17 protein-coding genes are annotated in these 22204 nt (G+C 72.2%); 6 read left to right on the top strand and 11 right to left on the bottom strand.

Annotated elements, in window-relative coordinates; genetic code table 11:
• Positions 1–33 precede the first annotated feature (33 nt).
• The 3 genes from SLAV_RS18785 to SLAV_RS18775 all read right to left on the bottom strand — a co-directional run bounded on the left by SLAV_RS18785 (position 34) and on the right by SLAV_RS18775 (position 5716).
• Positions 34–3096: a hypothetical protein gene (locus SLAV_RS18785; protein WP_051840242.1), complete on the bottom strand. Its 3063-nt coding sequence runs from the start codon at positions 3094–3096 to the stop codon at positions 34–36.
• A complete protein-coding gene (locus tag SLAV_RS18780) occupies positions 3093–5033 on the bottom strand; it encodes an HSP90 family protein (RefSeq protein ID WP_078950083.1) in 1941 nt (646 codons plus the stop codon). Before SLAV_RS18780 ends, SLAV_RS18785 begins: the two co-directional genes overlap by 4 nt.
• A gap of 143 nt (positions 5034–5176) precedes the next feature.
• Positions 5177–5716: an RNA 2'-phosphotransferase gene (locus tag SLAV_RS18775; protein WP_030225310.1), complete on the bottom strand. Its 540-nt coding sequence runs from the start codon at positions 5714–5716 to the stop codon at positions 5177–5179.
• Positions 5717–5850: 134 nt separating this feature from the next.
• Between SLAV_RS18775 and SLAV_RS18770 the strand changes: the two genes are divergently transcribed.
• Entirely contained in the window at positions 5851–6654 is an 804-nt protein-coding gene (locus SLAV_RS18770) for an aquaporin (protein WP_030225312.1), read from the top strand.
• Between the two features lie 104 nt (positions 6655–6758).
• On the opposite strand, the gene SLAV_RS18765 is transcribed toward SLAV_RS18770, so the two are convergent.
• From SLAV_RS18765 to SLAV_RS18755, 3 genes are all read right to left on the bottom strand, one after another.
• Positions 6759–7673: a MerR family transcriptional regulator gene (locus tag SLAV_RS18765; protein ID WP_030225313.1), complete on the bottom strand. Its 915-nt coding sequence runs from the start codon at positions 7671–7673 to the stop codon at positions 6759–6761.
• A gap of 210 nt (positions 7674–7883) precedes the next feature.
• Entirely contained in the window at positions 7884–9656 is a 1773-nt protein-coding gene (locus SLAV_RS18760; protein WP_030225315.1) for an SDR family oxidoreductase, read from the bottom strand.
• Positions 9657–9661: 5 nt separating this feature from the next.
• A complete protein-coding gene (locus SLAV_RS18755) occupies positions 9662–10531 on the bottom strand; it encodes a M24 family metallopeptidase (protein WP_030225317.1) in 870 nt (289 codons plus the stop codon).
• Positions 10532–10785: 254 nt separating this feature from the next.
• Here SLAV_RS18755 and SLAV_RS18750 point away from each other — a divergent pair, with 254 nt between their 5' ends.
• The 5 genes from SLAV_RS18750 (at position 10786) to SLAV_RS18730 (ending at position 15086) form a co-directional block, all read left to right on the top strand.
• On the top strand, positions 10786–11835 hold the full coding sequence (locus tag SLAV_RS18750; RefSeq protein ID WP_078950084.1) for an ABC transporter ATP-binding protein: 1050 nt from the start codon (positions 10786–10788) through the stop codon (positions 11833–11835).
• On the top strand, positions 11825–12712 hold the full coding sequence (locus tag SLAV_RS18745; protein ID WP_030225324.1) for an ABC transporter permease subunit: 888 nt from the start codon (positions 11825–11827) through the stop codon (positions 12710–12712). The genes SLAV_RS18750 and SLAV_RS18745 overlap by 11 nt, the downstream gene beginning before the upstream one ends.
• Positions 12709–13620 (top strand): ABC transporter ATP-binding protein, encoded by a 912-nt coding sequence (locus SLAV_RS18740; RefSeq protein ID WP_030225329.1) that lies wholly within the window; start codon positions 12709–12711, stop codon positions 13618–13620. The genes SLAV_RS18745 and SLAV_RS18740 overlap by 4 nt, the downstream gene beginning before the upstream one ends.
• Positions 13621–13634: 14 nt before the next feature.
• Positions 13635–14354 carry an ABC transporter permease gene (locus tag SLAV_RS18735; RefSeq protein ID WP_030225331.1) on the top strand — a complete coding sequence of 240 codons (720 nt, stop codon included), beginning with the start codon at positions 13635–13637 and terminating at the stop codon, positions 14352–14354.
• An 84-nt stretch (positions 14355–14438) separates the two neighbouring features.
• Positions 14439–15086 carry a rhomboid-like protein gene (locus SLAV_RS18730; protein ID WP_037686172.1) on the top strand — a complete coding sequence of 216 codons (648 nt, stop codon included), beginning with the start codon at positions 14439–14441 and terminating at the stop codon, positions 15084–15086.
• A gap of 191 nt (positions 15087–15277) precedes the next feature.
• Here SLAV_RS18730 and SLAV_RS18725 read toward each other — a convergent pair whose 3' ends face one another.
• The 5 genes from SLAV_RS18725 to SLAV_RS18705 all read right to left on the bottom strand — a co-directional run bounded on the left by SLAV_RS18725 (position 15278) and on the right by SLAV_RS18705 (position 22201).
• Complete coding sequence (locus tag SLAV_RS18725; protein ID WP_030225337.1) at positions 15278–16090, bottom strand: HAD family hydrolase; 813 nt, start codon at positions 16088–16090, stop codon at positions 15278–15280.
• Complete coding sequence (gene serS / locus SLAV_RS18720) at positions 16087–17364, bottom strand: serine--tRNA ligase (RefSeq protein ID WP_030225340.1); 1278 nt, start codon at positions 17362–17364, stop codon at positions 16087–16089. Before serS ends, SLAV_RS18725 begins: the two co-directional genes overlap by 4 nt.
• Before the next feature lie 527 nt (positions 17365–17891).
• Entirely contained in the window at positions 17892–18827 is a 936-nt protein-coding gene (gene pheA / locus SLAV_RS18715; protein WP_030225342.1) for a prephenate dehydratase, read from the bottom strand.
• A 42-nt stretch (positions 18828–18869) separates the two neighbouring features.
• Complete coding sequence (efeB, locus tag SLAV_RS18710) at positions 18870–20153, bottom strand: iron uptake transporter deferrochelatase/peroxidase subunit (RefSeq protein ID WP_030225344.1); 1284 nt, start codon at positions 20151–20153, stop codon at positions 18870–18872.
• 5 nt (positions 20154–20158) lie between these two features.
• Positions 20159–22201 carry a copper resistance CopC/CopD family protein gene (locus tag SLAV_RS18705; protein ID WP_030225345.1) on the bottom strand — a complete coding sequence of 681 codons (2043 nt, stop codon included), beginning with the start codon at positions 22199–22201 and terminating at the stop codon, positions 20159–20161.
• Positions 22202–22204: the final 3 nt, after the last annotated feature.

Genomic DNA, 22204 nt, shown 5'->3' with positions numbered 1-22204 from the left:
GCGGGGCGGGTCCCGGCCGGGCCGGTCGTGTCCTCAGGCCGTCAGGTGCGTGACGACCCGATGCGCCTGCGGCAGCAGCCACTCCGGGGCCGTTCCCTCGGGCAGCGCCCCGACCTCCTCGATCAGCGCGGAGATCCGGGCGGCCCCCGCCGCCGGCCGTCCCAGCTCCTGGTCCGTCCAGGCGGCGTTGTTCAGGCACTGGAAGCGTTCCTGGAGGTACGCGGTCCCGAGCGCGGCGTAGAGCGCGGCCGCCCGTTCCCAGAGCCCGATCTCCTCCAGTCGCAGCGCCTCGATGCCCGCCGCGCCCAGCGTGTTCCGGGCCGGGGAGGTACCGCTCCCGTCCCGGCCCTCCCGGCCTTCCCGACCGTCCTCGTCCCCGTCCTCGTCCCCGTCCTCGTCGGGGAGTTCGGCGCTGACCCGCCGGTCCAGTACCTGGGCCAGCTGGTGCCAGGTCTGGGCCAGCTCGGACCGCAGCTCCGGATCCTCCGGGTCCCGGGCCAGGGCGGCCTCCAGGACCCCGGCCGCCTCGTCCATCCGGGTTCGGGCGGCGGCCGTCGTCTCGTCCGTGACCGCCTCGCGCAGCCCCAGCCAGGCCAGCGAACGCAGGATCCGCGCCTCGGAGACGACGGCCTCCCCGGTCAGCCGCCGCAGTTCCAGGGCCCGCTCGTAGGCGGCGACGGCCTCCCCGGCCAGGCCGGCGTCGGAGAGGCAGTCGGCGGCCGCCTGGGCGAAGCCCGCCTGCGGACGCGGGTCCTCCCAGCCCTGCACCAGCTCCGCCGCCAGCAGGAACTGTTCCGCGGCGCCGCGCGCATCGCGCAGCTCCCGCAGCAGGTTGCCCAGGAACTCCCGCGCCGAGACGGCCTGGCCCTCGCCGTGCCGGAGCAGGTCGGGCAGCGTGGACTGGAGCACCTCCGCCGCGTCGGCGGTCCGGCCCTCCCCGGCATAGGCCCGGGCCAGCAGCAGCCGGGCCTGGGCGCCGCCGTCGGAGGCCAGGCCGGCCTGGTCGAACCAGTGCGCCGCCGTCAGGGCGTGCTCGGCGGCCTCCGCCGCCGAGTCCCGGCGCAGCAGGACGTCCGCGAGGGTGATCCGTACGATGCCCTGCTGCTCGGCGTCGACGACCTCCGCGGCGTGTTCCAGGGCGGACCGCGCGGCCTCCTCGGCCTCCTCGGGCCGCTCCAGGGACAGCAGCACGCCGGCCCGCAGCACGAGTGGGTCCACGGCCTCCCACGGACGGTCGGCCCCGACCACCCGGGCCGCGGCGGAGGCCAGCAGGGGCAGGGCCCGGTCGGTGTCGCCCGCGGAGAGCGCCAGCCGGCCCAGCGTCTCCTCGGCCTCGGCGGTCAGGTCGGCGAGGTCCGGGCCGTAGGTGGCGACGAACTCGCCGAGTCCGGCCACCAGCACCTCGTGGCCGTGCTCCTCCCCGTGGCCGTGGCCGTGGTCATGCCCGTGGTCGTGGTCCTGCGTGCGCGTCGCCTCGACCGTGCGCAGGTACGACTCCACGCGCATCGACGACAGCTCCGCGAGCGCGATCCGCCGGGTCCGCAGCGGTTCGGCCGGGTCCAGTGCCTCGGCGGCGCGCAGTGCGGCCGCCAGCAGTTCCCGGACCCGTCCGGGCTCCTCCCCGGACTGGGCGGCGGCGGTCGCCAGCCGGAGCTCCGTGAGGGCCACGCGCTCCGCCCGTCCCAGTGCCCGGTACCGGTCGCGGACGTCCGCCAGCAGCTGCGGGGCCTCCTTCGCCCCGGCCCGTGCGGCGGCCAGGGCCTGGTGGTCGGCCACGTCGGCGGTGACCAGCGGGTCCACCTCGGGGGCGGGGAGGGCGGAGATCCGTGCGGCCACCTCCGCCCACAGGGCGTCCGCCCCCGGGTGACCCGAGTCGCGTGCGGTGCGGGCGCGCTCCACGAGGGCGTCGAGCCCGGCCCCGGGGGCCTCCGGCCGGGTCGGTGCCGCGGCCGGGGCGGGCGTCACCGGCACCGCTCGCGGCAGTCCGGCGCTGCGCACCCCCAGCGGGAGGACGTCGAGCAGCGGCTCCCGTCCGATCCGCTCGCGCAACTCGTCCGAGACCCGGCTGCCGCCGTTGCGGGCGTCGAAGCGGGCGGCGATCGCCAGGGCCTGGTCGCGCAGGATCGCGTACAGCTCGTCGACGGTGCGCGGGGACCCCTCGTAGGGGACGGACAGGTCCGCGCCGTGCCCGAGCCGGTTCAGCCGGTGCAGCAGGACCAGTGCGCCGCCGAAGAACTCCATCTGGGTGTCGACGTCCGCGAGCGGTCCGAGGTGGACGGCGTGTTCGGAGAGGATCTCCAGGCCGCGGGCCTCGTTGCCGGTCAGGGCGCAGAACTCGATGTGCTCGCCGATGGAGCGCAGCAGGCTCTCCTTGCCCCGGGCCAGGCGGTATCCCCGCAGGTGGTGGGAGCGGGCCTCGTCGGCGCGGCCGAGCCGTACGAGGGGCAGCAGGGAGCGCGCGAGGACCCGGTGCGGCTCCTCCATGCAGGTCTGGTCGCCGCCGAGGACCGGCTCCCAGACCTCGATCGCCTTCGCGTCCTCGCCCCGGTCGGCCCAGAACCAGCCCTGGGTGTGGGTCTCGCAGGCGCGGCAGTCGCTCATGGAGTCGCGGTCGGCGGCTCGCCACCGCGCGATGGCCCGTTCGGCCCGCTCGCGGTCTCCGGTGGCGTGGGCGAGGTAGAACTCGGACTGGCGCACGGCGCGTTCGCTGTACCCGGCGATCCGGTAGCGCCGTTCCATGTCGTCGAGCCAGCGGGTGACCGTCTCGATGGGGATCTCGGGGGATTCGACGATCCGGCCGGCCACCCACTTGAAGCGCCAGAACAGGGCGTGGGCGTGGCCGCCGTCGAAGGCCGTGGGGTCGCGGTCGTACTCCTGGAGGAGGCGGGCGAACGGGACGACCATGCGGGTGCGTTCGGCGCTGTACTCGTAGGCGTCGATCTGGGTGATCAGCGCCTGGCGGAACAGTGCGGGGTCCCCGCTGACCTCGGCGGCCGCGGTGAGTGCCTCGGCCTGGGCGTTGCGGGCCGCGCCGTAGGGCAGGCCGCGGTTCTGCTGCAGTCCCTGCCGGATCTCTTCGTCGGTCATGGTGCTCACTTGCCGTCCTCCTGGGCCGCGGTGGAGTGGGTCGCCCATTCCAGGAGCCCGAGGAAGGCCCGGTTGAGCAGGGTGGAGTCCGCCGGCCGCAGGGGCCGCTGGGACATCAGCAGGGCCTGTCCGTAGAGGGATTCGACGGCCGTGCCGGTCAGGGTCGGGTCGGGTAGGCCCGCGATGCGCCTGATCAGCGGGTTGTTGTGGTTGAGGACCAGGCGGGCCCGGGGGCCGGAGCCGCGCAGGGAGCCGAGGATGCCGCTCCACAGGGAATCGGCGTTGTCGAGCGCGGCCGTGCGGTCGCGTTCCTGGCGGGCCTGGCGGTCGTCGAGGTAGAGGGCGGGGACGGCCACGGGCTGGAAGGCGCGCAGCACCACGTCGCAGCTCTGGGGTTCCAGACGGGTGCGGGCGGTGGCCAGGAAGGCGGCGAGGGCCAGTTCGACCTCGGTGGCGACGGGGTCGAGGCGCTCGGTGACCGCTCCCGCGTCGAGCTCGGTGACCTTGAGGTCCGGGCGCACGGAGGGCAGCAGCGCCAGCAGGTCGGCGTCGTAGGTGTAGCCGGCGTTGATGACGCCGAGGCCGTGGGCCGCCGCGATCGGGGCGATCTGGCGGAACTCCTCGACGGTGCGCGTGAAGTGGATGTCGGTGTGGGCGGCCGCGAACTCCTCCAGGCTCATCGAGCCGTCGCTGGTCTCGAAGGGCAGCCACGGCAGCATCAGTGCGAGCAGCTCGGCGTCATGCCGGGCCAGCGACTTCACGCCGAGGTGGTGGACGCTCAGGAAGGCCGCCAGCCGGTCGGGTTCACTGGCTGCGAGCTCGGCCAGCCAGGTCCGGACGCGGGCGCCGAGGGCTTCGCGTACGGCGGCCAGGGTCTCGTCGTCGTAGAGGTTCTCGCGGGAGGCCGTGGGGCGCAGCGTGTCGGTGTCGAGGACCACGCGGACGAAGAACGCCCAGTCGGGGAGCAGGTTGTCGGCCCGGTCGGTCAGCAGCATGCCCTTGAGGTGGACGCGGTGTCCGGCCCGGTGGGCGGGGCTGGTGGGTTCGGGCAGGACGTACGCGACCCCGCGGATTCCGGCGACCGGCAGGTCGAGGTCGATGCTGTCGAGGGGGGTGAAGCCGAAGAGGGCGGCGCAGTGCCCGGCGAGCGCGACACGGCGGGCGGCCGGGGTGGGGAAGGCGCGGTCCCACACGGCGGGCCGGTCGGTGACGGGGCGCGGGTCGCCGCCGAGGCCGTCGTCGAAGGTGATCTCGTAGGGCAGGAGCGAGCCGTAGTCGCGGGCGAGCCGTTCGACCCTGGCGCGTTCGGTCCACTCCTCGGCGCCGGGGCGGGCCTCCAGGTGGACGGTGGTGCCGGGCTCCGGGCGGGCCTCGTGGGGCAGTTCGCGCACGGTGTACGAGCCGTCGTCCGTGGCCAGCCACTCCACGGGCGCGGCCAGGGGGTCGCGGGCGGAGCGGGTGACGACCCTGATCCGGCGGGCGACGACGAAGCAGGCGAGCAGGCCGATGCCGAACTGGCCGAGGAACTCCTGGCGGGTGGTCTCCAGACCGCGGATGTCGGGGTCGGTGCCGTTGCCGCCGCGCTTGGAGCTGCGGCCGATGGTGGCGAGGAGGGAGTGGGCCTCGGCGGCGGTCAGGCCGATGCCCGAGTCCTCGATGGTGACGCGGCCGGCGGACGCGGACAGGCGGATGCGGACGCGGGCGCCGGGTTCGTGGGCGTGTCGGGCGGTGATGGCGTCGACGGCGTTCTGCAGGAGTTCGCGGACGTAGACGCGGGGGCTGGAGTAGAGGTGGTGGGAGAGCAGGTCGACCAGACCGCGCAGGTCGACCTGGAAGTTGCTGACCTCGGCTCCGGTTCCGCCTCCGGTTCCGGCCTCGGCTCCGCCCGCCGCGGTGGGTTTCGTGCTGTCGGTGAGGTCGGACGAGGAAAGGGAGTCGGACGTCATGGGGTGTCACCTCGCGTGGTCACAGGGATGGTCGGCGATCGCGAGGTTCCCCCCTCACTGATCCCGGAACGAGAACAGATTAGGGGGATGATCTGACAGTCTTCCCGTGAATTCCGGCTCGTCCGCTCTTACTTGTCCCGCCCTTACCGGAAGCGCAGGAATTCCGGGGGCACGACCTCCGCCAGCCACACCCCGTTGGCGCTGATGCGGAACACGTGTCCGGCCGCGTGCATCGCGCCGGCGTCCACCGTCAGCACCACCGGCCGGCCCCGCCGTGCCCCCACGCGCGTCGCCGTCTCGCGGTCGGGTGACAGGTGGACGTGGTGGCGGGCCATGGGGCGCAGGCCTTCGGCGCGGATGGCGTCCAGGGCCGCGGCGACGGTGCCGTGGTAGAGGAACGCGGGCGGTTCGGCCTCCGGCAAGCCCAGGTCCACCGCCACCGTGTGCCCCTGGCTGGCCCTGATGCGCGTGCCGTCGACGGCGAAGCGCTGCTTGTCGTTGGCGGCGACCACGTGGTCGAGCTCGGCTCGGGTGAAGTGGAATCCGTGGGCCGCGGCGGCGCTCAGGAGATCGTCGATCTCCACCCATCCCTGGGGATCGAGCACCAGTCCGATCCGATCCGGCTGATGCCGCAGGTGTTTCGAGACGTATTTGGACACCTTCACGGTGCGTCTGTCGTCCATGGCCCCCAGCTTGCCGGGTCGGGACGGGCACGAGCAGGGATTTTCTGCCGCCCCGTTGAACGCGGACCCCCTCTATCGCGTTTCCAAGATACGGAATACATTTTCCGCTGAACTGCTGCCCACAGGGAGAAACTATGACAAATAAGGCTTCACTGCTACGGCGCGTGACTGCTGAGCTCATCGGCACCGCGAGCCTGCTCGTGGTGGTGATCGGTTCCGGCATCCAGGCCGCGTCCCTCAGCCGCGACACGGGAGTGGCCCTCGTCGCCAACTCGCTCGCCTCCGCCATCGGCCTCGGGCTGATCATCACCCTCTTCGGGCCGCTGTCCGGAGCCCACCTCAACCCGGTCGTCACCCTGACCGCCTGGTGGGCCCGCCGCACCGGCGGTGAGGGGCTCGACGTCCGGGAGGCCCTCGCCTACGCCACCGCCCAGACCGCCGGGGCCATCGGCGGGGCCGTCCTCGCCGAGGTGATGTTCGGCCGCACCCCCGGGGTGTTCTCCACGCGGGTCCGCGACGACGGCCACCTGCTGATCGGGGAGATCGTCGCCACCGCCGGCCTGGTCCTGGTCATCCAGGGGCTCGGCCGCATCGGCCGGTCCCGGCTGATCCCGTCCGCCGTCGCCGCGTACATCGCCGCCGCGATCTGGTTCACCTCCTCGGGGTCGTTCGCCAACCCCGCGGGCACCGTCGGCCGGGCCTTCAGCGACTCCTTCACCGGCATCGCCCCGCAGTCGCTGCCCGGCTTCGTCGCGGCCCAGCTGCTGGGAGGCTGTGTGGGCCTCGCCCTGGCCACCCTCCTCTACGGACGCGACCGCGGCGCCCGGCCGGCGGAGCGCGTGCCGGGCGCCGGAGCGTCCGGACCGCTCACCGCGGACGAGGCGGAACCGGTGGCCGATATCACCCGCACCGGTCCCGCTTTCGAGGCCGTCGTCTGAGGATCAGAGCAGGTTCCCCACAGCAGAAGGGGAGTTGTCCACAGCCGTTTCGGTGGGTTTCGGTGACAACCGTGTGATTCGCCCTGTGGACTGCTGATCGAGCACTATCGGCCGCCCTTGCTGACCAGATCGTTCATGGTCCGGGCCTGGAGCTCGCGTTCCGTCGCGGCCCGGACAAACTCCGCCACGTGTGCGGGACCCACCAGCTCCTGTACCGCCCGCACCGTCTCGGCGGGCAGGGCCACCGGCGCCGGGCCGGAGGTCTGCGCCCCGCCGGCGGCCCCCAGGTGCCGCTGGAGGTGCCGGGTCGCGAAGAGCCGCATCGCCCGTGCGAGCTCGGCGTCCACCGTCTGCTGGGCCAGGGGCCGCAGCCTGCGCACCATCGTCGCCGCCTCCGCCGCGTCCGCGTCGGTCGGCGGCACCTGACCGAGGTAGCGGGCGAAGACGTGCTCGGTGGTGAACTCCAGGAAGCGGGAGGCGATGTGTTCCACCTGCCCGCGCAGCTCGCGCAGGTGTCCGGTGATCGCCACCAGTGGCACCCCGGCCGCGTACAGCTCGGCCGCGACCGCCAGCTCCTGCGGTGAGGGCACCAGGAACTCGTCCGGGCGCCCTGTGATCCGTTCCAGCACCCCCAGCTCGCACGCCTCGTCCACGGCGTCGTCGTCGGGCCGGCCCCCGAACCGCTCGTTGAGGTCGGCCCGGCTGATCCGGGCCGCCTCCTCGTCGGTCCACGGGCCGTGCACCTCGGCCACCAGGCCGAGGACGCCGCCCAGCCCGCGTCCCGCGTCCCAGGCCTCCAGCAACTCCTTGATGGAGGCCAGGGTGTAGCCGCGGTCCAGCAGGTCGGCGATCTGCCGCAGCCGTGCCAGATGCGTGTCCCGGTAGACGTTGGACCGGCCGCGGCGCTCCGGCTTCGGGAGCAGACCGCGGTCCTGGTACGCCCGGATCGTGCGTACCGTCGCTCCGCTGTGGTGGGCCAGATCCTCGATCCGGTACTCCGCTACCGCCTGATCGGACAATCCCGGCTCCCTACGACATGGCGGCTCGGCCGACCGCGCCCGCCGCGGTCCGGGCGGCAGAAGACGCCGCCAGGTACTCGACCGCCCTGCGCAGCGAGCCCTCCTGCGAGGGATGGTACGACCGCCGGAAGGAGCGGGGTATGGCCGTGCCCGGCTCTCTGCGCGCCGGACCCGGTCCACCGGTCACGGCCCGCCTCCGTCCGGCCCCGCTCACAGCCGGGGCTCCAGCCGCGCGATCCGCCGCAGCGTGCGCGGCGTGAAGCGCGACATCCACAGGGCGCCCTTGGACTCCGGGGTCACCGGCACCACCGCCTGGTTCTTCACCACGGCCAGCAGGATCGCCTCGGCGACCTTCTCCGGCGGGAAGTTGCGCAGCCCGTACAGCCGCGAGGAGCGCTCCTGGCGGCGCTTCTCCTCGGCCGCGTCCACCCCGGCGAACCGCGAGGTGGCCGTGATGTTGGTGTTGACGATGCCCGGGCAGATCGCCGAGACGCCGATCGACTTGTCCGCGAGCTCCGCGCGCAGGCACTCGCTCAGCATCAGCACCGCCGCCTTGGAGGTGCTGTAGGCGGGCAGGGTCCGGGAGGGCAGGTAGGCCGCGGCGGAGGCGGTGTTGACGATGTGGCCCCCCTGGTTGCGCTCGGCCATCTGCTTCCCGAAGATCCGGCAGCCGTGGATGACACCCCACAGATTGACGTCGAGGACCTTCTTCCAGTCCTCGGAGGTGGTCTCCAGGAAGGGTCCCGACAGCCCGATCCCGGCGTTGTTCACGAGGACGTCGACGATGCCGTACTCGGTGGCGACCTTCGCCGCGAGCTTCTCCATCGCCTGCTCGTCGCTGACGTCGACGCACTCGCCCCAGGCCTCGGCCGCACCGACCAGCCGGGCCATCTCCGCGGTGCGCGCCGCGCCCTCGGCGTCCCGGTCCACGGCCACGACCCGGGCCCCGGCCTCGGCGAACGCGAACGCGGTGGCCCGTCCGATGCCGCTGGCGGCGCCCGTGACCAGGACCAGCCGGCCGCCGAAGCGGTCGGCGTGGCGGCCGGGGGCCTTCTGCTGCGGTGCCCGCGCGGCCGGTTCCTCCCGCGCGGTCACGAACTCGGAGATCCAGGACGCCACCTGGTCCGGCCGGGTCCGTGGGATCCAGTGCTTGGCGGACAGGGTCCGGCGCACGAGGTCCGGCGCCCACCGCTCCGTGTCGTCGTAGAGCCGCTCGGAGAGGAACGCGTCCCCGGTCGGCACGATCAGCTGCACCGGTACGTGCGCGTACGCGTCGGTGCGCGGCCTACGCATGCGGGGCCGGACGTTGTCGCGGTAGAGCCAGGCTCCGTGCGCCGCGTCCTCGCGGAGCGAGGCGGTCGGGTAGGAGCTGTCCGGGAACTTCTCCGCCCGCTGGACAATCTTCGGCCAGCGCTTGCCGAGCGGCCCGCGCCAGGCCAGCTCCGGCAGCACCGGCGTGTGCAGCATGCCGACGTACCAGGACTTCACGCCCTGGTTCAGCAGCTGGGCGGCCCGCCGCGGGGTCGGCCGCGTCATCCGCTTCTTGATCCAGTGCCCGAAGTGGTCGAGGGAGGGGCCCGACATGGAGGTGAAGGAGGCGATCCGCCCCTCGGTGCGGGCGACCGTGGCGAACTCCCAGCCCTGTACGGAGCCCCAGTCGTGGCCGACCAGGTGCACCGGGCGGTCCGGGCTGACCGCGTCCACCACCGCCAGGAAGTCGTCGGTCAGCTTCTCCAGGGTGAAGCCCCCGCGCAGCGGCACCGGCGCCGAGGAGCGCCCGTGGCCGCGGACGTCGTACAGGACCACGTGGAAGCGGGACGCGAGCCGCTCGGCGACCTCCGACCAGACCTCCTTGCTGTCCGGATAGCCGTGCACCAGCACCACGGTCGGGTGGTCCGGGTCCCCCAGTTCTGCGACGCACAGTTCGATGCCGCCGGTGCTCACCCGGCGCTCCCGGGCGCCCGCCAGTGCCGTACCGCTCATCCCGCTCATGCCGCCTTCTCCTCAGCCCAGCGCCGCACGTGCGGCAGGTCGTCGTCCAGCCAGAACGCGCTCTCCCCGGGATCCCGGGAGTCGGTGACCACCAGGATCTCCTCGAACTTCGCGCCGGTCCCCCGGAAGCCCAGGTGCGGCTCCACCGCCCACAGGCCGGGCTGCGGCGGGTGGTCGGAGAAGCGGTAGGGACTCCACAGCGGGGACCAGCCCTCGCGGTGCCCGTGCAGGGCGTCCGCGGCCAGTCCCCTCAGGGACTGCGTGCCGAACCCGAACGCGGTCGGGGACCAGCGCCGCTCCCGGACGCGGTCGATCTTGTGCGCTATGACGCCGAAGGGGTAGGCCCGGTGACGGTTGGCGTACCCCTGGCGGGTCATCAGCCGCTCGACGTTCTCGTAGATCTCCCGGAGGGGGCGGCGTTCGCGCACCTGCTCCAGGATCAGCTCCCGGTGCGGGCGCAGGTCGGACATCAGCCGGTCCTGCACGGGGTGCAGGCCGAGGCTGCCGGAGTACCCGATGTCGGCCGCATACCCCCGGTACACGGGGGCCATGTCGAGGATGAACGGCATGCCCGGCTCCAGCTTCCGCCCCGTCGGGAAGAACTGGAGGGGGATCTTGAAGTTCACGAAGGCGGTGCGGTCGCCGAACCAGGCGAAGGGCAGGTGGAACCAGTCCCGCACCCCGCGCTCGCGCAGCCAGTCGCGCTGCATCCGGGCCGCCTCGCGCTCGGTCACGCCGGGCCGCAGCTGCGCCGCCACGGTCTCGGCGCACTCGTAGGCGAGGCGCTGGACCTCTCTGAACCCGCGCAGTTCGTCGGAGAGCCCTGCCCGGTCGTGCGCGGTGCGTTGCTTGGTTGCCCCAGCCATGCCAGCCGTCCGTCCTGTAGGCGTGCGCGCCCGTAACTTGACACTGATGAATGTGACAATGACCGGAGATCGCGTCAAGGCCCGTGCACGGACCTGTGGACAAAGTTGTCCGGGCCATGTCCAAAGCTCCCGCGGGAGCGCCGGCGGCCGGGCGGGCATCAGCCTCGCGTCAGGGTCCGTAGTCCTCAAGGCGGATACGTGATCCCGCTCCAGGTCTGACGATCCGGGCCGCCCGCGGCACTAACGTCGAACGCGTGACTGTCATCGCGACCGAAAGCCTGAGCAAGCGGTACCCCCGAGTGACCGCCCTCGACCGGCTCTCCCTGGACATCGGGCCCGGAGTGACCGGGCTCGTGGGCGCCAACGGAGCCGGCAAGTCCACGCTGATCAAGATTCTGCTCGGACTGTCCCCCGCCACCGAGGGCCGCGCCGCCGTGCTCGGACTCGACGTCGCCACGCATGGCAGCGCCATCCGTGAACGCGTCGGCTACATGCCCGAACACGACTGCCTGCCACCCGACGTCTCCGCCACGGAGTTCGTCGTCCACATGGCGCGCATGTCCGGGCTGCCGCCGACCGCGGCCCGCGAACGCACCGCCGACACCCTGCGCCACGTCGGGCTGTACGAGGAGCGCTACCGCCCCATCGGCGGCTACTCCACCGGCATGAAGCAGCGGGTCAAACTGGCCCAGGCGCTCGTCCACGACCCGCAGCTGGTCCTCCTCGACGAGCCGACCAACGGCCTGGACCCGGTCGGCCGCGACGAGATGCTCGGCCTGATCCGCCGCATCCACACCGACTTCGGCATCTCCGTCCTGGTCACCTCCCACCTCCTCGGCGAGCTGGAGCGGACCTGCGACCACGTGGTCGTCGTCGACGGCGGCAAGCTGCTGCGCTCCAGCTCCACCAGCGACTTCACCCAGACCACCACCACCCTGGCGGTCGAGGTCACCGACTCCGACAGGCACCCCGACGGCACCGCCGCCGTGCGTGCGGCGCTCACCGCGGCGGGCATCGTCCTGCACGCGGGCGAGGAGCAGGGCCTGCCCGGCGCCGGCCACATCCTCCTGGTCGAGGCCACCGGCGAGGACACGTACGACACCGTCCGCGACACCGTCGCCGACCTCGGGCTCGGCCTGGTCCGCATGGAGCAGCGCCGCCACCACATCGCCGAGGTCTTCCACGACGGCGACCGGGCCGCGCAGGCGGCGCAGGCGGCGCAGGCCGCCCAGGCCCCCGTGGCCGCCCCGCCCGTCCCGCAGTTCCAGACCCAGCAGAAGGGAGCCGGTTCCGATGGCGCCTGACACCTCGACCCAGATCCACAACATCGGCTACCGGTCCTACGACGGCCCCCGCCTCGGGCGCTCCTACGCCCGCACCTCCCTCTTCTCGCAGTCCCTCCGGGGCGCGTACGGACTCGGCCGTTCCGCCAAGTCCAAGGTGCTGCCGATGATCCTCTTCGCGGTGATGTGCGTCCCCGCGCTGATCATCGTCGCGGTGGCGATCGCCGTCCCCGGCTCCACCGACCTGCCGATCAAGTACACGACGTACGCCCTGACCACGCAGGTGATCATCGGCCTCTACCTCGCCTCCCAGGCACCCCAGTCGGTCTCCCGGGACCTGCGCTTCAAGACCGTGCCGCTGTACTTCTCGCGGCCCATCGAGCGGGTCGACTACGTCGTGGCCAAGTACGCGGCCATGGCCTCGGCCCTCTTCATCCTCACCGCCACCCCGCTGCTGATCATGTGGATCGGCTCGCTGCTGGCGAAGTTCGACTTCGGCGACCAGACCAAGGGATTCGGGCAGGGACTGGTGTCCGTACTGCTGCTGTCACTGCTCTTCGCGGGACTCGGCCTGGTCATGGCCGCGCTCACCCCGCGCCGCGGGTTCGGCGTCGCCGCCGTCATCGGCCTGCTCCTGATCCCCTACGGCGCCGTCACGGCGGTGCAGGGCGTGGCCTACAACACCGGCCACACCGGGGCCATCGACCTGATGGGCCTGTTCTCCCCCATCACCCTGATCGACGGCGTGCAGACCGCCTTCCTCGGCGCGACCTCCGCCTTCCCCGGTGGCGAGGGCCCCTCCGCCGGGTTCGGCTTCGTCTACCTGCTCGTCGTCCTCGGCCTCATCGTCGGCTCCTACGCCGCCCTGATGGCCCGTTACCGGAAGGCCGGGCTGTGACCATCATCGACATCGACCACACCTCCCGCTGGTTCGGGAACGTCGTCGCCGTCAACGACGTGACCATGCGCATTGGTCCCGGCGTCACCGGCCTGCTGGGCCCCAACGGCGCCGGGAAGTCCACCCTCATCAACATGATGGGCGGCTTCCTCGCCCCCTCCACGGGCACCGTGACCCTCGACGGAGCGCCCATCTGGCGCAACGAGCAGGTCTACAAGCAGATCGGCGTCGTCCCCGAGCGCGAGGCGATGTACGACTTCCTCACCGGCCGGGAGTTCGTCGTCGCCAACGCCGAGCTCCACGGGCTCGACGCCGCGGACGCCCAGCGGGCGCTCGCCACCGTCGAGATGGAGTACGCGCAGGACCGCAAGATCTCCACGTACTCCAAGGGCATGCGCCAGCGCGTGAAGATGGCCTCCGCGCTCGTCCACGACCCCTCCGTCCTGCTCCTCGACGAGCCCTTCAACGGTATGGACCCGCGCCAGCGCATGCAGCTCATGGACCTGCTGCGGCGCATGGGCGACGAGGGCCGCACCGTACTGTTCTCCTCCCACATCCTGGAGGAGGTCGAGCAGCTCGCCTCCCACATCGAGGTGGTGGTCGCCGGCCGGCACGCGGCCTCCGGCGACTTCCGCAAGATCCGTCGCCTGATGACGGACCGCCCCCACCGCTACCTCATCCGCTCCTCCGACGACCGGGCCCTCGCCGCGGCCCTGATCGCCGACCCGTCCACGGCCGGCATCGAGGTCGACCTGAAGGAAGGCGCCCTGCGCATCCAGGCCGTCGACTTCGGGCGCTTCACCGAGCTGCTGCCGCAGGTCGCCCGCGCGCACGGCATCCGGCTGCTGACGGTCTCGCCTTCCGACGAGTCCCTAGAGTCGGTCTTCTCCTACCTCGTCGCGGCCTGAAGGAGCTGGCACCCATGTACAACCCCACCGTCGCCCGGCTCACCTACCGGGCCCTGCTCGGCCGCCGCCGCGCACTGATCCTCTTCGCGCTGCCCGCCCTGCTGATCGTCATCTCCGCCGCGGTCCGCGGTTTCACCGGCGTGGACGACAAGGTGGCGGCCGACCTGCTCGGCGGCTTCGCCCTCGCCACGATGGTCCCGCTGATCGGCGTCATCGCCGGCACCGGAGCCATCGGCCCCGAGATCGACGACGGATCGATCGTCTACCTGCTCTCCAAGCCGGTGAAGCGCCCGACGATCATCCTGACCAAGCTGATCGTCGCGATCGCCGTCACGATGGCCTTCTCCGCCATCCCGACCCTGATCGCGGGCTTCATCCTCAACGGCAACGGCCAGCAGATCGCCGTGGCCTACACGGTCGCCGCGCTCGTCGCCTCGATCGCCTACAGCGCCCTGTTCCTGCTGCTGGGCACCGTCAGCCGGCACGCGGTCGTCTTCGGCCTGGTCTACGCCCTGATCTGGGAGTCCCTCTTCGGCAGCCTGGTCTCCGGCGCCAAGACCCTCAGCGTCCAGCAGTGGGCCCTGGCCCTGGCCGAGAAGGTGGCCGGACAGGGGTACGTGGACGCGAGCGTCGGCCTGCCCACCGCCGTGGTCCTGCTGATCGTGGTCACCGTCGGCGCCACCGCGTACGCGGGCCAGAAGCTGCGCCGTCTGACCCTCGCCGGCGAGGAGTAGGCCCCCCCCGCACCACCGCACGACCCGTGCCCCGCCCGGCCCACCGGCCAGGCGGGGCACCGTCGTACACGGCATCATCGGTGCATGATCGAGCACACCGAGCCCGAGCCGTCCAGGCCCTTGCGGTCCTGGATACGTGCCTCGCCCGGAACCCACATCTGGCTGCTCATCATCGCCGTCACCAGTGTCGTCGTCGTGATCGCGCCCGACCGGGTCGAGCACGTCCTGCTCCACCGCAACAGCAGCAACATCCACGAACTGGTCAAACACCCGATACGGGCCCTGATCAGCAGTGCCTTCTGGATCGAGGACCCGGCCTCCCTCGCCCTGTACGCCGTGCTCTTCGAGCTCTTCCACGCCACCGTCGAGCGCTGGCTCGGCACCCTGCGCTGGCTCGTGATCGTCGCGACCGCCCACGTCGTCGCCACCCTCGCCAGCCAGAAGTTCCTCCTGATGGCCATCCAGGACAACCGCGCGCCGCACAGCATGACCCACGTCGTGGACATCGGCGTCAGCTACGGCCTCGCGGCCTCCGTCGGCGTGCTGACCTACCGGCTCCCGGGCCCCTGGAGATGGCTGTACCTCGCCGGAGCCGTGGCCTTCTTCGGCCTCCCGCTGCTCACCGGCGGCACCTTCACCGACCTCGGCCACGCCATCTCGCTCGCCGTCGGGCTGCTCGCCTGGCCGCTGACCCTGCATCCGGACCCCCACCCGGCAGCCGCCGCCCCCTGACGCCCGGCCGGTGTTTCACGTGAAACATCGCCTCGGCCCTCGGCCCCGCCGGGAAATTCGCTGGTACGGGTCCTGCGCCCCCGGCAGAGTGAGGGGCGCGGGGAGCAACAAAAGGTCCGGGGCAGCCACTTCGAGCGCGCCTCGCGGCGCGGGCTGTCCCGGACCTCTCGTACGTCCTTGCGGCCGTCGCGCTACGCGGCGCCCAGCAGGCGCTCCAGCACCACGGCGATGCCGTCCTCCTGGTTGGAGGTGGTGACCTCGTCGGCCACGGCCTTGAGCTCCGCGTGGGCGTTGGCCATCGCGACGCCGTGCGCGGCCCAGCCGAACATCGGGATGTCGTTGGGCATGTCGCCGAAGGCGATCGTCTCGGCCGCCTTCACGCCCAGCCGGCGGGCGGCGAGCGAGAGGCCGGTGGCCTTGCTCAGCCCCAGCGGCAGGATCTCCACTATCCCCGGACCGGCCATCACGATGTCGACCAGGTTGCCCACGGTCGCCCGCGCCACCTTGACGAGTGCGTCCTCGCCCATGCCCGGGTGCTGGATGTACAGCTTGTTCAGCGGCGCCGTCCAGACGGCCGCGGTGTCCTCCAGGTACTGCGCGGGGAGGCCCTCCTGCACCTGGTAGCCGGGGCCGAACAGCACCTCGCCGTCCACCCCGTCCCGGCTGGCGGCCAGGGCCAGCGGACCCACCTCGGCCTCGATCTTCGACAGCGCCAGCCCGGCCAGCTGCCGGTCCAGCGTCACCGAGGTCAGCAGACGGTGCGCCCCCGCGTCGTAGACCTGGGCGCCCTGCCCGCAGACGGCGATCCCCTTGTAGCCGAGGTCGTCCAGCACATGACGGGTCCAGGGCACGGCCCGGCCGGTGACGACGATGTGCGCCGCGCCCGCCGCGGTGGCCGCGGCGAGCGCTTCACGCGTGCGCTCCGAGACGGTGTCGTCGTCACGCAGCAACGTGCCGTCGAGGTCCGTCGCGACGAGCTTGTAGGGGAACGGGGCCGGGCTCACTTGGCGATCGGCTCCAGCACCTCACGGCCGCCCAGGTACGGACGGAGCACCGGGGGAACCCGCACCGAGCCGTCGGCCTGCTGGTGGTTCTCCAGGATGGCGACGATGGTGCGCGGGACGGCGCACAGGGTGCCGTTCAGCGTGGACAGGGGCGCGGTCTTCTTGCCCTCGCGGTAGCGGATCGACAGGCGGCGGGCCTGGAAGCCGTCACAGTTCGAGGCGGAGGTCAGCTCGCGGTACTTGCCCTGGGTCGGGATCCAGGCCTCGCAGTCGAACTTGCGGGAGGCGGAGGCGCCCAGGTCGCCGGTGGCGACGTCGATCACCTGGAACGGCAGTTCCAGGCTGGTCAGCCACTGCTTCTCCCAGTCGAGGAGGCGCTTGTGCTCGGCCTCGGCATCCTCCGGCGCGACGTACGAGAACATCTCGACCTTGTCGAACTGGTGGACGCGGAAGATGCCGCGGGTGTCCTTGCCGTAGGTACCGGCCTCGCGGCGGAAGCACGGCGAGAAGCCGGCGTACCGCAGGGGCAGCTTGTCGGCGTCGATGATCTCGTCCATGTGGTACGCCGCGAGCGGGACCTCGGAGGTGCCGACCAGGTAGTAGTCGTCCTTCTCCAGGTGGTAGACGTTCTCCGCGGCCTGGCCGAGGAAGCCGGTGCCCTCCATGGCGCGCGGGCGGACCAGCGCGGGGGTGAGCATCGGGATGAAGCCGGCCTCGGTGGCCTGCGCGATCGCGGCGTTGACCAGGGCCAGCTCCAGCAGGGCGCCGACACCGGTGAGGTAGTAGAAGCGCGAGCCCGACACCTTGGCGCCGCGCTCGACGTCGATGGCGCCCAGGGACTCGCCGAGCTCCAGGTGGTCCTTGGCCTCGAAGCCCTCGGCGGCGAAGTCGCGGATCGTGCCGTGCGTCTCCAGGACGGTGAAGTCCTCCTCGCCGCCGACCGGGACGTCGCCGTGGACGATGTTGCCGAGCTGGAGCAGGAGCTTCTTGGCAGCCTCGTCGGCCTCGTTCTGCTCGGACTCGGCGGCCCTGACGTCCTGCTTGAGCTGCTCGGCCTTGGTCAGCAGCTCGGCCCGCTCCTCCGGAGAGGCCTTGGGGATGAGCTTGCCGAGGGACTTCTGCTCGTTGCGCAGCTCGTCGAAGCGCATGCCGGAGGACCTGCGGCGCTCATCGGCGGAGAGGAGTGCGTCGACGAGGCCGACGTCCTCTCCACGGGCGCGCTGCGAGGCGCGGACACGGTCAGGGTCTTCACGGAGCAGCCGAAGGTCAATCACCCCTCCAGGCTACCGGGCTGGGGTTCCCGGGATCACATCGATATCACGCTGCGTGTCGCTATGTCCCAATTGGTACGAATGCAAAACTCTTGCCCCGCGGCCGGATCCGGCCCCCGCGGGCCGGTCGATAAAACCGGCCCCATTCCCCGAAAAGGGGCACAACGACGGGGGTCCGCCAGGGCCTGAGCAGCCGCGCAGGGGCTTCCTTGTCCACAGGAATTCCCCACAGGGCCGTCTTATCCACAGGCTGTGCGCTGGTTCTGTGGACACGGAATGAGATCAATAGGGATCGGTGAGCGGTCGGGGCCGATCAGGGTTCAAACCGCCCTCACACACTCATTCGGGTGGGAATGACTCGCCCCAAAGAGTTGATCGGTGATACGTGGGTGACGCCGTTCACCTACCGCTCCCCAGCGCGAAACCTGGGTCACCCGGACGATTTGTCGACCTTGTCGTGCCGCTCTGTCGACTTGTCCCCAGGTCCCCATCTCGGCCTGTGGATAACTCTGTGGACAGTGGACGAGGACCTACGCCCGGCCGTCGAGGCAGCGCGTCAGCCAGTCGGAGGCCTCCGTGAAGTCGCTGTCGGAGGTTCCCGGCCGCGCGGCGCGCACCTCACTCAGAGCGACCCCGGCCCGCGGGTAGGAGCCGAGGAAGCGCACCTGCGGGCAGGTCCGCTTGAGGCCCATCAGCGCCTCGCTGACCCGGCGGTCGGAGATGTGGCCCTCGGCGTCGACCGCGAAGCAGTAGTTGCCGATGCCCTCCCCGGTCGGCCGGGACTGGATCAGCATCAGGTTCACCCCGCGGACGGCGAACTCCTGGAGGAGCTCCAGCAGCGCACCGGGGTGGTCGTCGCCGAGCCAGAGGACCACGGAGGTCTTGTCGGCGCCGGTGGGCGCCGCGGGCCGGGCGGGCCGGCCGACGAGCACGAAGCGAGTCTCGGCGTTCTGCGCGTCGTGGATCTCGGTGACCAGCGCCTCCAGCCCGTACGTGGCGGCCGCGAACTCGCCCGCGAAGGCGGCGTCGAAGCGGCCCTCCTGGACGAGCCGCGCACCGTCGGCGTTGGAGGCCGCCGACTCCCAGACCGCGTCGGGCAGGTGGGTCCGCAGCCAGTTGCGCACCTGGGGCTGGGCCACCGGGTGCCCGGTGACCGTCTTGACGTCCGACAGCTTGGTCCCGGGCCGCACCAGCAGCGCGAACGCGATCGGCAGCAGCACCTCGCGGTAGATCATCAGCGGCTCGCCCGAGGCCAGCTCGTCGAGGGTGGCGGTGACCCCGCCCTCCACCGAGTTCTCGATCGGCACCAGCGCCGCGGCGGCCTCGCCGTTGCGCACGGCGTCCAGGGCGGCCGGGACCGACACCATCGGGACGAGCTCCCGGGTGGCGGCTTCCGGCAGGGTGCGAAGGGCGGCTTCGGTGAACGTGCCCTCGGGACCGAGATAGGTGAAGCGGGTGGCCGACATGCGATCAGCCTAATGCCGGGGCACCCGCCCCCGTGGGGCTGTTCACCCTTCGAGCAGGCGCTGCCCCACGTACTCCCCGCTGCGCGGCCCGGGCGGGACGGCGTACAGACCGCTCGACTCGTGCCGGATGAACTCCGACAGTGCGTCGCCGCGGTCGAGCTTGCGCTGGACCGGCACGAACCCGCGCAGCGGGTCGGCCTGCCAGCAGATGAAGAGCAGTCCGGCGTCGGGCGTGCCGTCGGCGGCGATCCCGTCGTGGAAGGAGAAGGGCCGGCGCAGCATCGCGGCGCCGCCGTTCTGCTCCGGGGCGGAGATCCGGGCGTGGGCATTGGAGGCGATGACCGGCTTGCCGTCGGGGCCGAGCTTGTCCAGGGCCGGCTTCGTGGTCTCCCCGCCGCCGGTCAGGGGTGCCCCGGTGGCCTTGGTCCGGCCGATGACCTGCTCCTGCTGCGCCAGGGACCGCTTGTCCCAGTCGTCGAGCAGCATCCGGATCCGGCGGACGACCGCGTACGAGCCACCGGCCATCCAGGAGTGTTCCGCGGGCCCGGGGCCGGCGCCCTGGACGAAGATCCGCCGGTCGAAGTCGGGATCGGCCGGCTTGGGGTTCCCGGTGCCGTCGACCTGGCCCATCAGGTTCCGGGCGGTCATCGGGGTGCTGGTGGCGCCGGGAGAGCGGTTGAAACCGTTCATCTGCCACCGCACCCGGGCGGCCTCCCCGGCGTCCTTCTGCACGGCGCGCAGGGCGTGGAAGGCGACGAGTCCGTCGTCGGCGCCGATCTGCACCCACAGGTCACCGTTGCTGCGCTGGGCGTCGAGGCGGTCGGAGGAGAAGTCCGGCAGCGGGTCGAGGGCGGCGGGGCGGCGCGCCACGAGGTCGGTGCGCTCGAAGAAGGAGTGTCCGAAGCCGAACGTGATGGTCAGGGAGGACGGCCCCGCGTCGAGGGCGATCCCGCTGTCCGACGTCGGGGCGGTCTCGCCGGCCATCAGCCGCCGTGCGGTGTCGGACCAGCGGCGCATCAGCGCGGCGGCCTCCTTGCGCCCGGCGCCCGGGGCCAGGTCGAAGGCGAGGACGTGCCCCTTGGCCTGGAGCGGGGTGGTGATGCCCGCCTGGTGGTCCCCTTCGAAGGCGACCCGGGTGGCTCCGAGGGAGCCGGGTGCCCCGGCGGCGCCCGGGGCGCCGGCCGGGGAGTCGGAGACCGCCGAATGCACCAGGGCACCGCCGGTGGCCCCGAGTGCGAGCCCGGCGGCGCCCGCGGCGCCGACGGTGCCCAGCAGGCGGCGCCGGGAGATTTCGATGTCGGGGTTACTCCCGGTGCTTTCGGTCACGCTGTTCAGCCGATCTTCACGTTCTTCTGGACGGTCGTCTGGTCGATGTCCGAGGTACGGACGGTCACGTCGATGCGCCATTCCCCCGCGAGCGGCAGCTGGACCCCGGACGCGCTCCAGTGTCCGGGAGCGTCGCGGTCCGGGGCGACCGGCAGCGGGCCGATCTCCTTGGCCGGGAGGGTGAAGGCGATCTTGATCTCGGGGAGGTCGAGGGGCTTGCCGTCCTCGCCGTCGGCCCACAGGTGCAGGGTGTTGGCGCCGACCCGGCCCGGGTCGAGCTCCAGCCGGACGGTGCCCTTGCCGTTCTGGCCGCCGGTGTCGAACGGCAGGGTGATCTTGACGGCCCGGTTGGGTACGGCCGGGCCGGCCGTGCTGCGGTTCGTCTCCAGCTGTGCGGCGCGGCCGGGTTCGGTGCTGGTCAGGACGGTGGTCACAGCCAGCAGGACCACGGCCACACCGGCTTCGGCGAGCACCGAGCGGCGCAGCCCCGCGCGGCCCGGATCAGCGTCGCGGACCTGCTTCTCGCGGGCCTTCTCGCGGGCGGCGCGCTGGCGCGCCAGCTGCGCGGCCCGCCGGGGGTCGGCGTCGGCTCCGGCGTCGGAGCCGGAGCCGGAGCCGGTCGATGTTTCACGTGAAACATCGGCCCCCGCGAGCACCTCGGCGGGCTCTTCCCCGGTCGCTCCGGCCCCGGCATCCTCGGTGGAACGGACCTCCCCGAGCCGCCCCGTCCACTTCCGCGAGAGGTAGGCGATGGCGACCAGGACGGCGACCAGCGAGACCTTGATGATCAGGAGCCGGCCGTAGCTGGTGCCGGTCAGGGCCGACCAGCTGCCGAGCTGGCGCCAGGATTGGTACACGCCGGTCACGGTGAGGACCAGGACGCTGATGAAGGCGACCTTGGAGAAGCGCTGGACGGCCTCCCGCTCGATGTCCGGCACCTTGTGGAGCGCGACCAGCAGCGCGACCAGACCGCCGAGCCAGGCGGCCACGGCGAGCAGGTGCAGGATGTCGACCGGCATCGCGATGCCGGGCTGGATCCCGGTGGAGGCGTGTTCGGCGAGCGCCCAGGTGGCGGCGATGCCGCCGGCCACGACGGTGCCGCCGATGGCGAGCCCGAAGGCGAGGTCGCTCGTCTCCTTCTCCGCCTCGTCGGCGGCTTCGGCTTCGGCTCCGGTTCCGTCTCCGGCCCCGGTCTCGTCGACGGCTTCGAGAGAGGTCTTCTGGCGCCGGGCGTACGCCCCGAAGAGCACGGCGATGAACAGCGCGGCCGCGCCGAGGAGCAGCAGCCGGGAGACGAACGAGGCGCCGGTCTTGGTCTCCAGGACGGCCTGGAGCCCGTCGAGGTCGAAGACGTCGGCGAACTTCCCGGAGCCGGTGTACGGGGTCCGGAGCACCAGCATCGCCAGGGTGGCGGCGGTGAGGGTGACCCAGCCGCGCACCACCAGCTTCTGCAGCGGCCGTTCGGCGGAGCCCCGGCGCCAGCACAGCAGGATGAAGGCGGCGCCGCCGACGAGGACGGTGAACCCGGCGTAGGCGGCGTAGCGGGCGATGTCGTACACGACGCCGACGGGCCCGCCGCCCGCCTGCCGGTCGGGGAGGGAGACGCTGGTGGCCGACGGGGCGCCCACGGAGAAGGTGAAGGCGCCGGAGACCGGGTGGCTGTCGGCGGAGACGGCCTGCCAGGCGACGGTGTAGGTGCCGTTCGGCAGGCCGCTGTGCAGGGCGGTGCCGTAGCGGACCGTCGATCCGCTGCACATGTCCCGCAGCTCACCGGTGTCGACCCGCTTGCCCTGCGGGTCCATGACGCGGATGGAGTCGTCACCCATGGCGACCTGCTCCGAGAAGGAGAGGGTGACCTGGGCGGGTGCCGTGGCGACCACCGCCCCGTCCTTGGGGTCGCTCGCGGTGAGTGCGGCGTGTGCCGAGGCCGGGGAGGCCGCGGTGAACAGGGATGCCAGCAGGGCTGCGAGGACCAGCGCCAGCCGCGGCAGGTATGCCGTGGCGCGGGCGGCGCGGGCCGGTGAAGGAGCGGGGGCGGTGGCCGTCATGGC

The organism is Streptomyces lavendulae subsp. lavendulae (assembly GCF_002803845.1).
In the GTDB taxonomy this organism is placed as follows: domain Bacteria; phylum Actinomycetota; class Actinomycetes; order Streptomycetales; family Streptomycetaceae; genus Streptomyces; species Streptomyces lavendulae.
Note: the sequence above shows the minus strand (reverse complement) of the source record. Positions and strands in the feature narration are given on the sequence as shown.

What these genes read in the sequence shown, in the direction of transcription:
- SLAV_RS18780 (WP_078950083.1), bottom strand. Translation starts at nt 5,033, where the DNA reads ATGACGTCCGACTCCCTTTCCTCGTCCGACCTCACCGACAGCACGAAA.
- SLAV_RS18775 (WP_030225310.1), bottom strand. Translation starts at nt 5,716, where the DNA reads ATGGACGACAGACGCACCGTGAAGGTGTCCAAATACGTCTCGAAACAC.
- SLAV_RS18770 (WP_030225312.1), top strand. Translation starts at nt 5,851, where the DNA reads ATGACAAATAAGGCTTCACTGCTACGGCGCGTGACTGCTGAGCTCATC.
- SLAV_RS18760 (WP_030225315.1), bottom strand. Translation starts at nt 9,656, where the DNA reads ATGAGCGGTACGGCACTGGCGGGCGCCCGGGAGCGCCGGGTGAGCACC.
- SLAV_RS18755 (WP_030225317.1), bottom strand. Translation starts at nt 10,531, where the DNA reads ATGGCTGGGGCAACCAAGCAACGCACCGCGCACGACCGGGCAGGGCTC.
- SLAV_RS18745 (WP_030225324.1), top strand. Translation starts at nt 11,825, where the DNA reads ATGGCGCCTGACACCTCGACCCAGATCCACAACATCGGCTACCGGTCC.
- SLAV_RS18735 (WP_030225331.1), top strand. Translation starts at nt 13,635, where the DNA reads ATGTACAACCCCACCGTCGCCCGGCTCACCTACCGGGCCCTGCTCGGC.
- SLAV_RS18730 (WP_037686172.1), top strand. Translation starts at nt 14,439, where the DNA reads ATGATCGAGCACACCGAGCCCGAGCCGTCCAGGCCCTTGCGGTCCTGG.
- pheA (WP_030225342.1), bottom strand. Translation starts at nt 18,827, where the DNA reads ATGTCGGCCACCCGCTTCACCTATCTCGGTCCCGAGGGCACGTTCACC.
- SLAV_RS18705 (WP_030225345.1), bottom strand. Translation starts at nt 22,201, where the DNA reads ATGACGGCCACCGCCCCCGCTCCTTCACCGGCCCGCGCCGCCCGCGCC.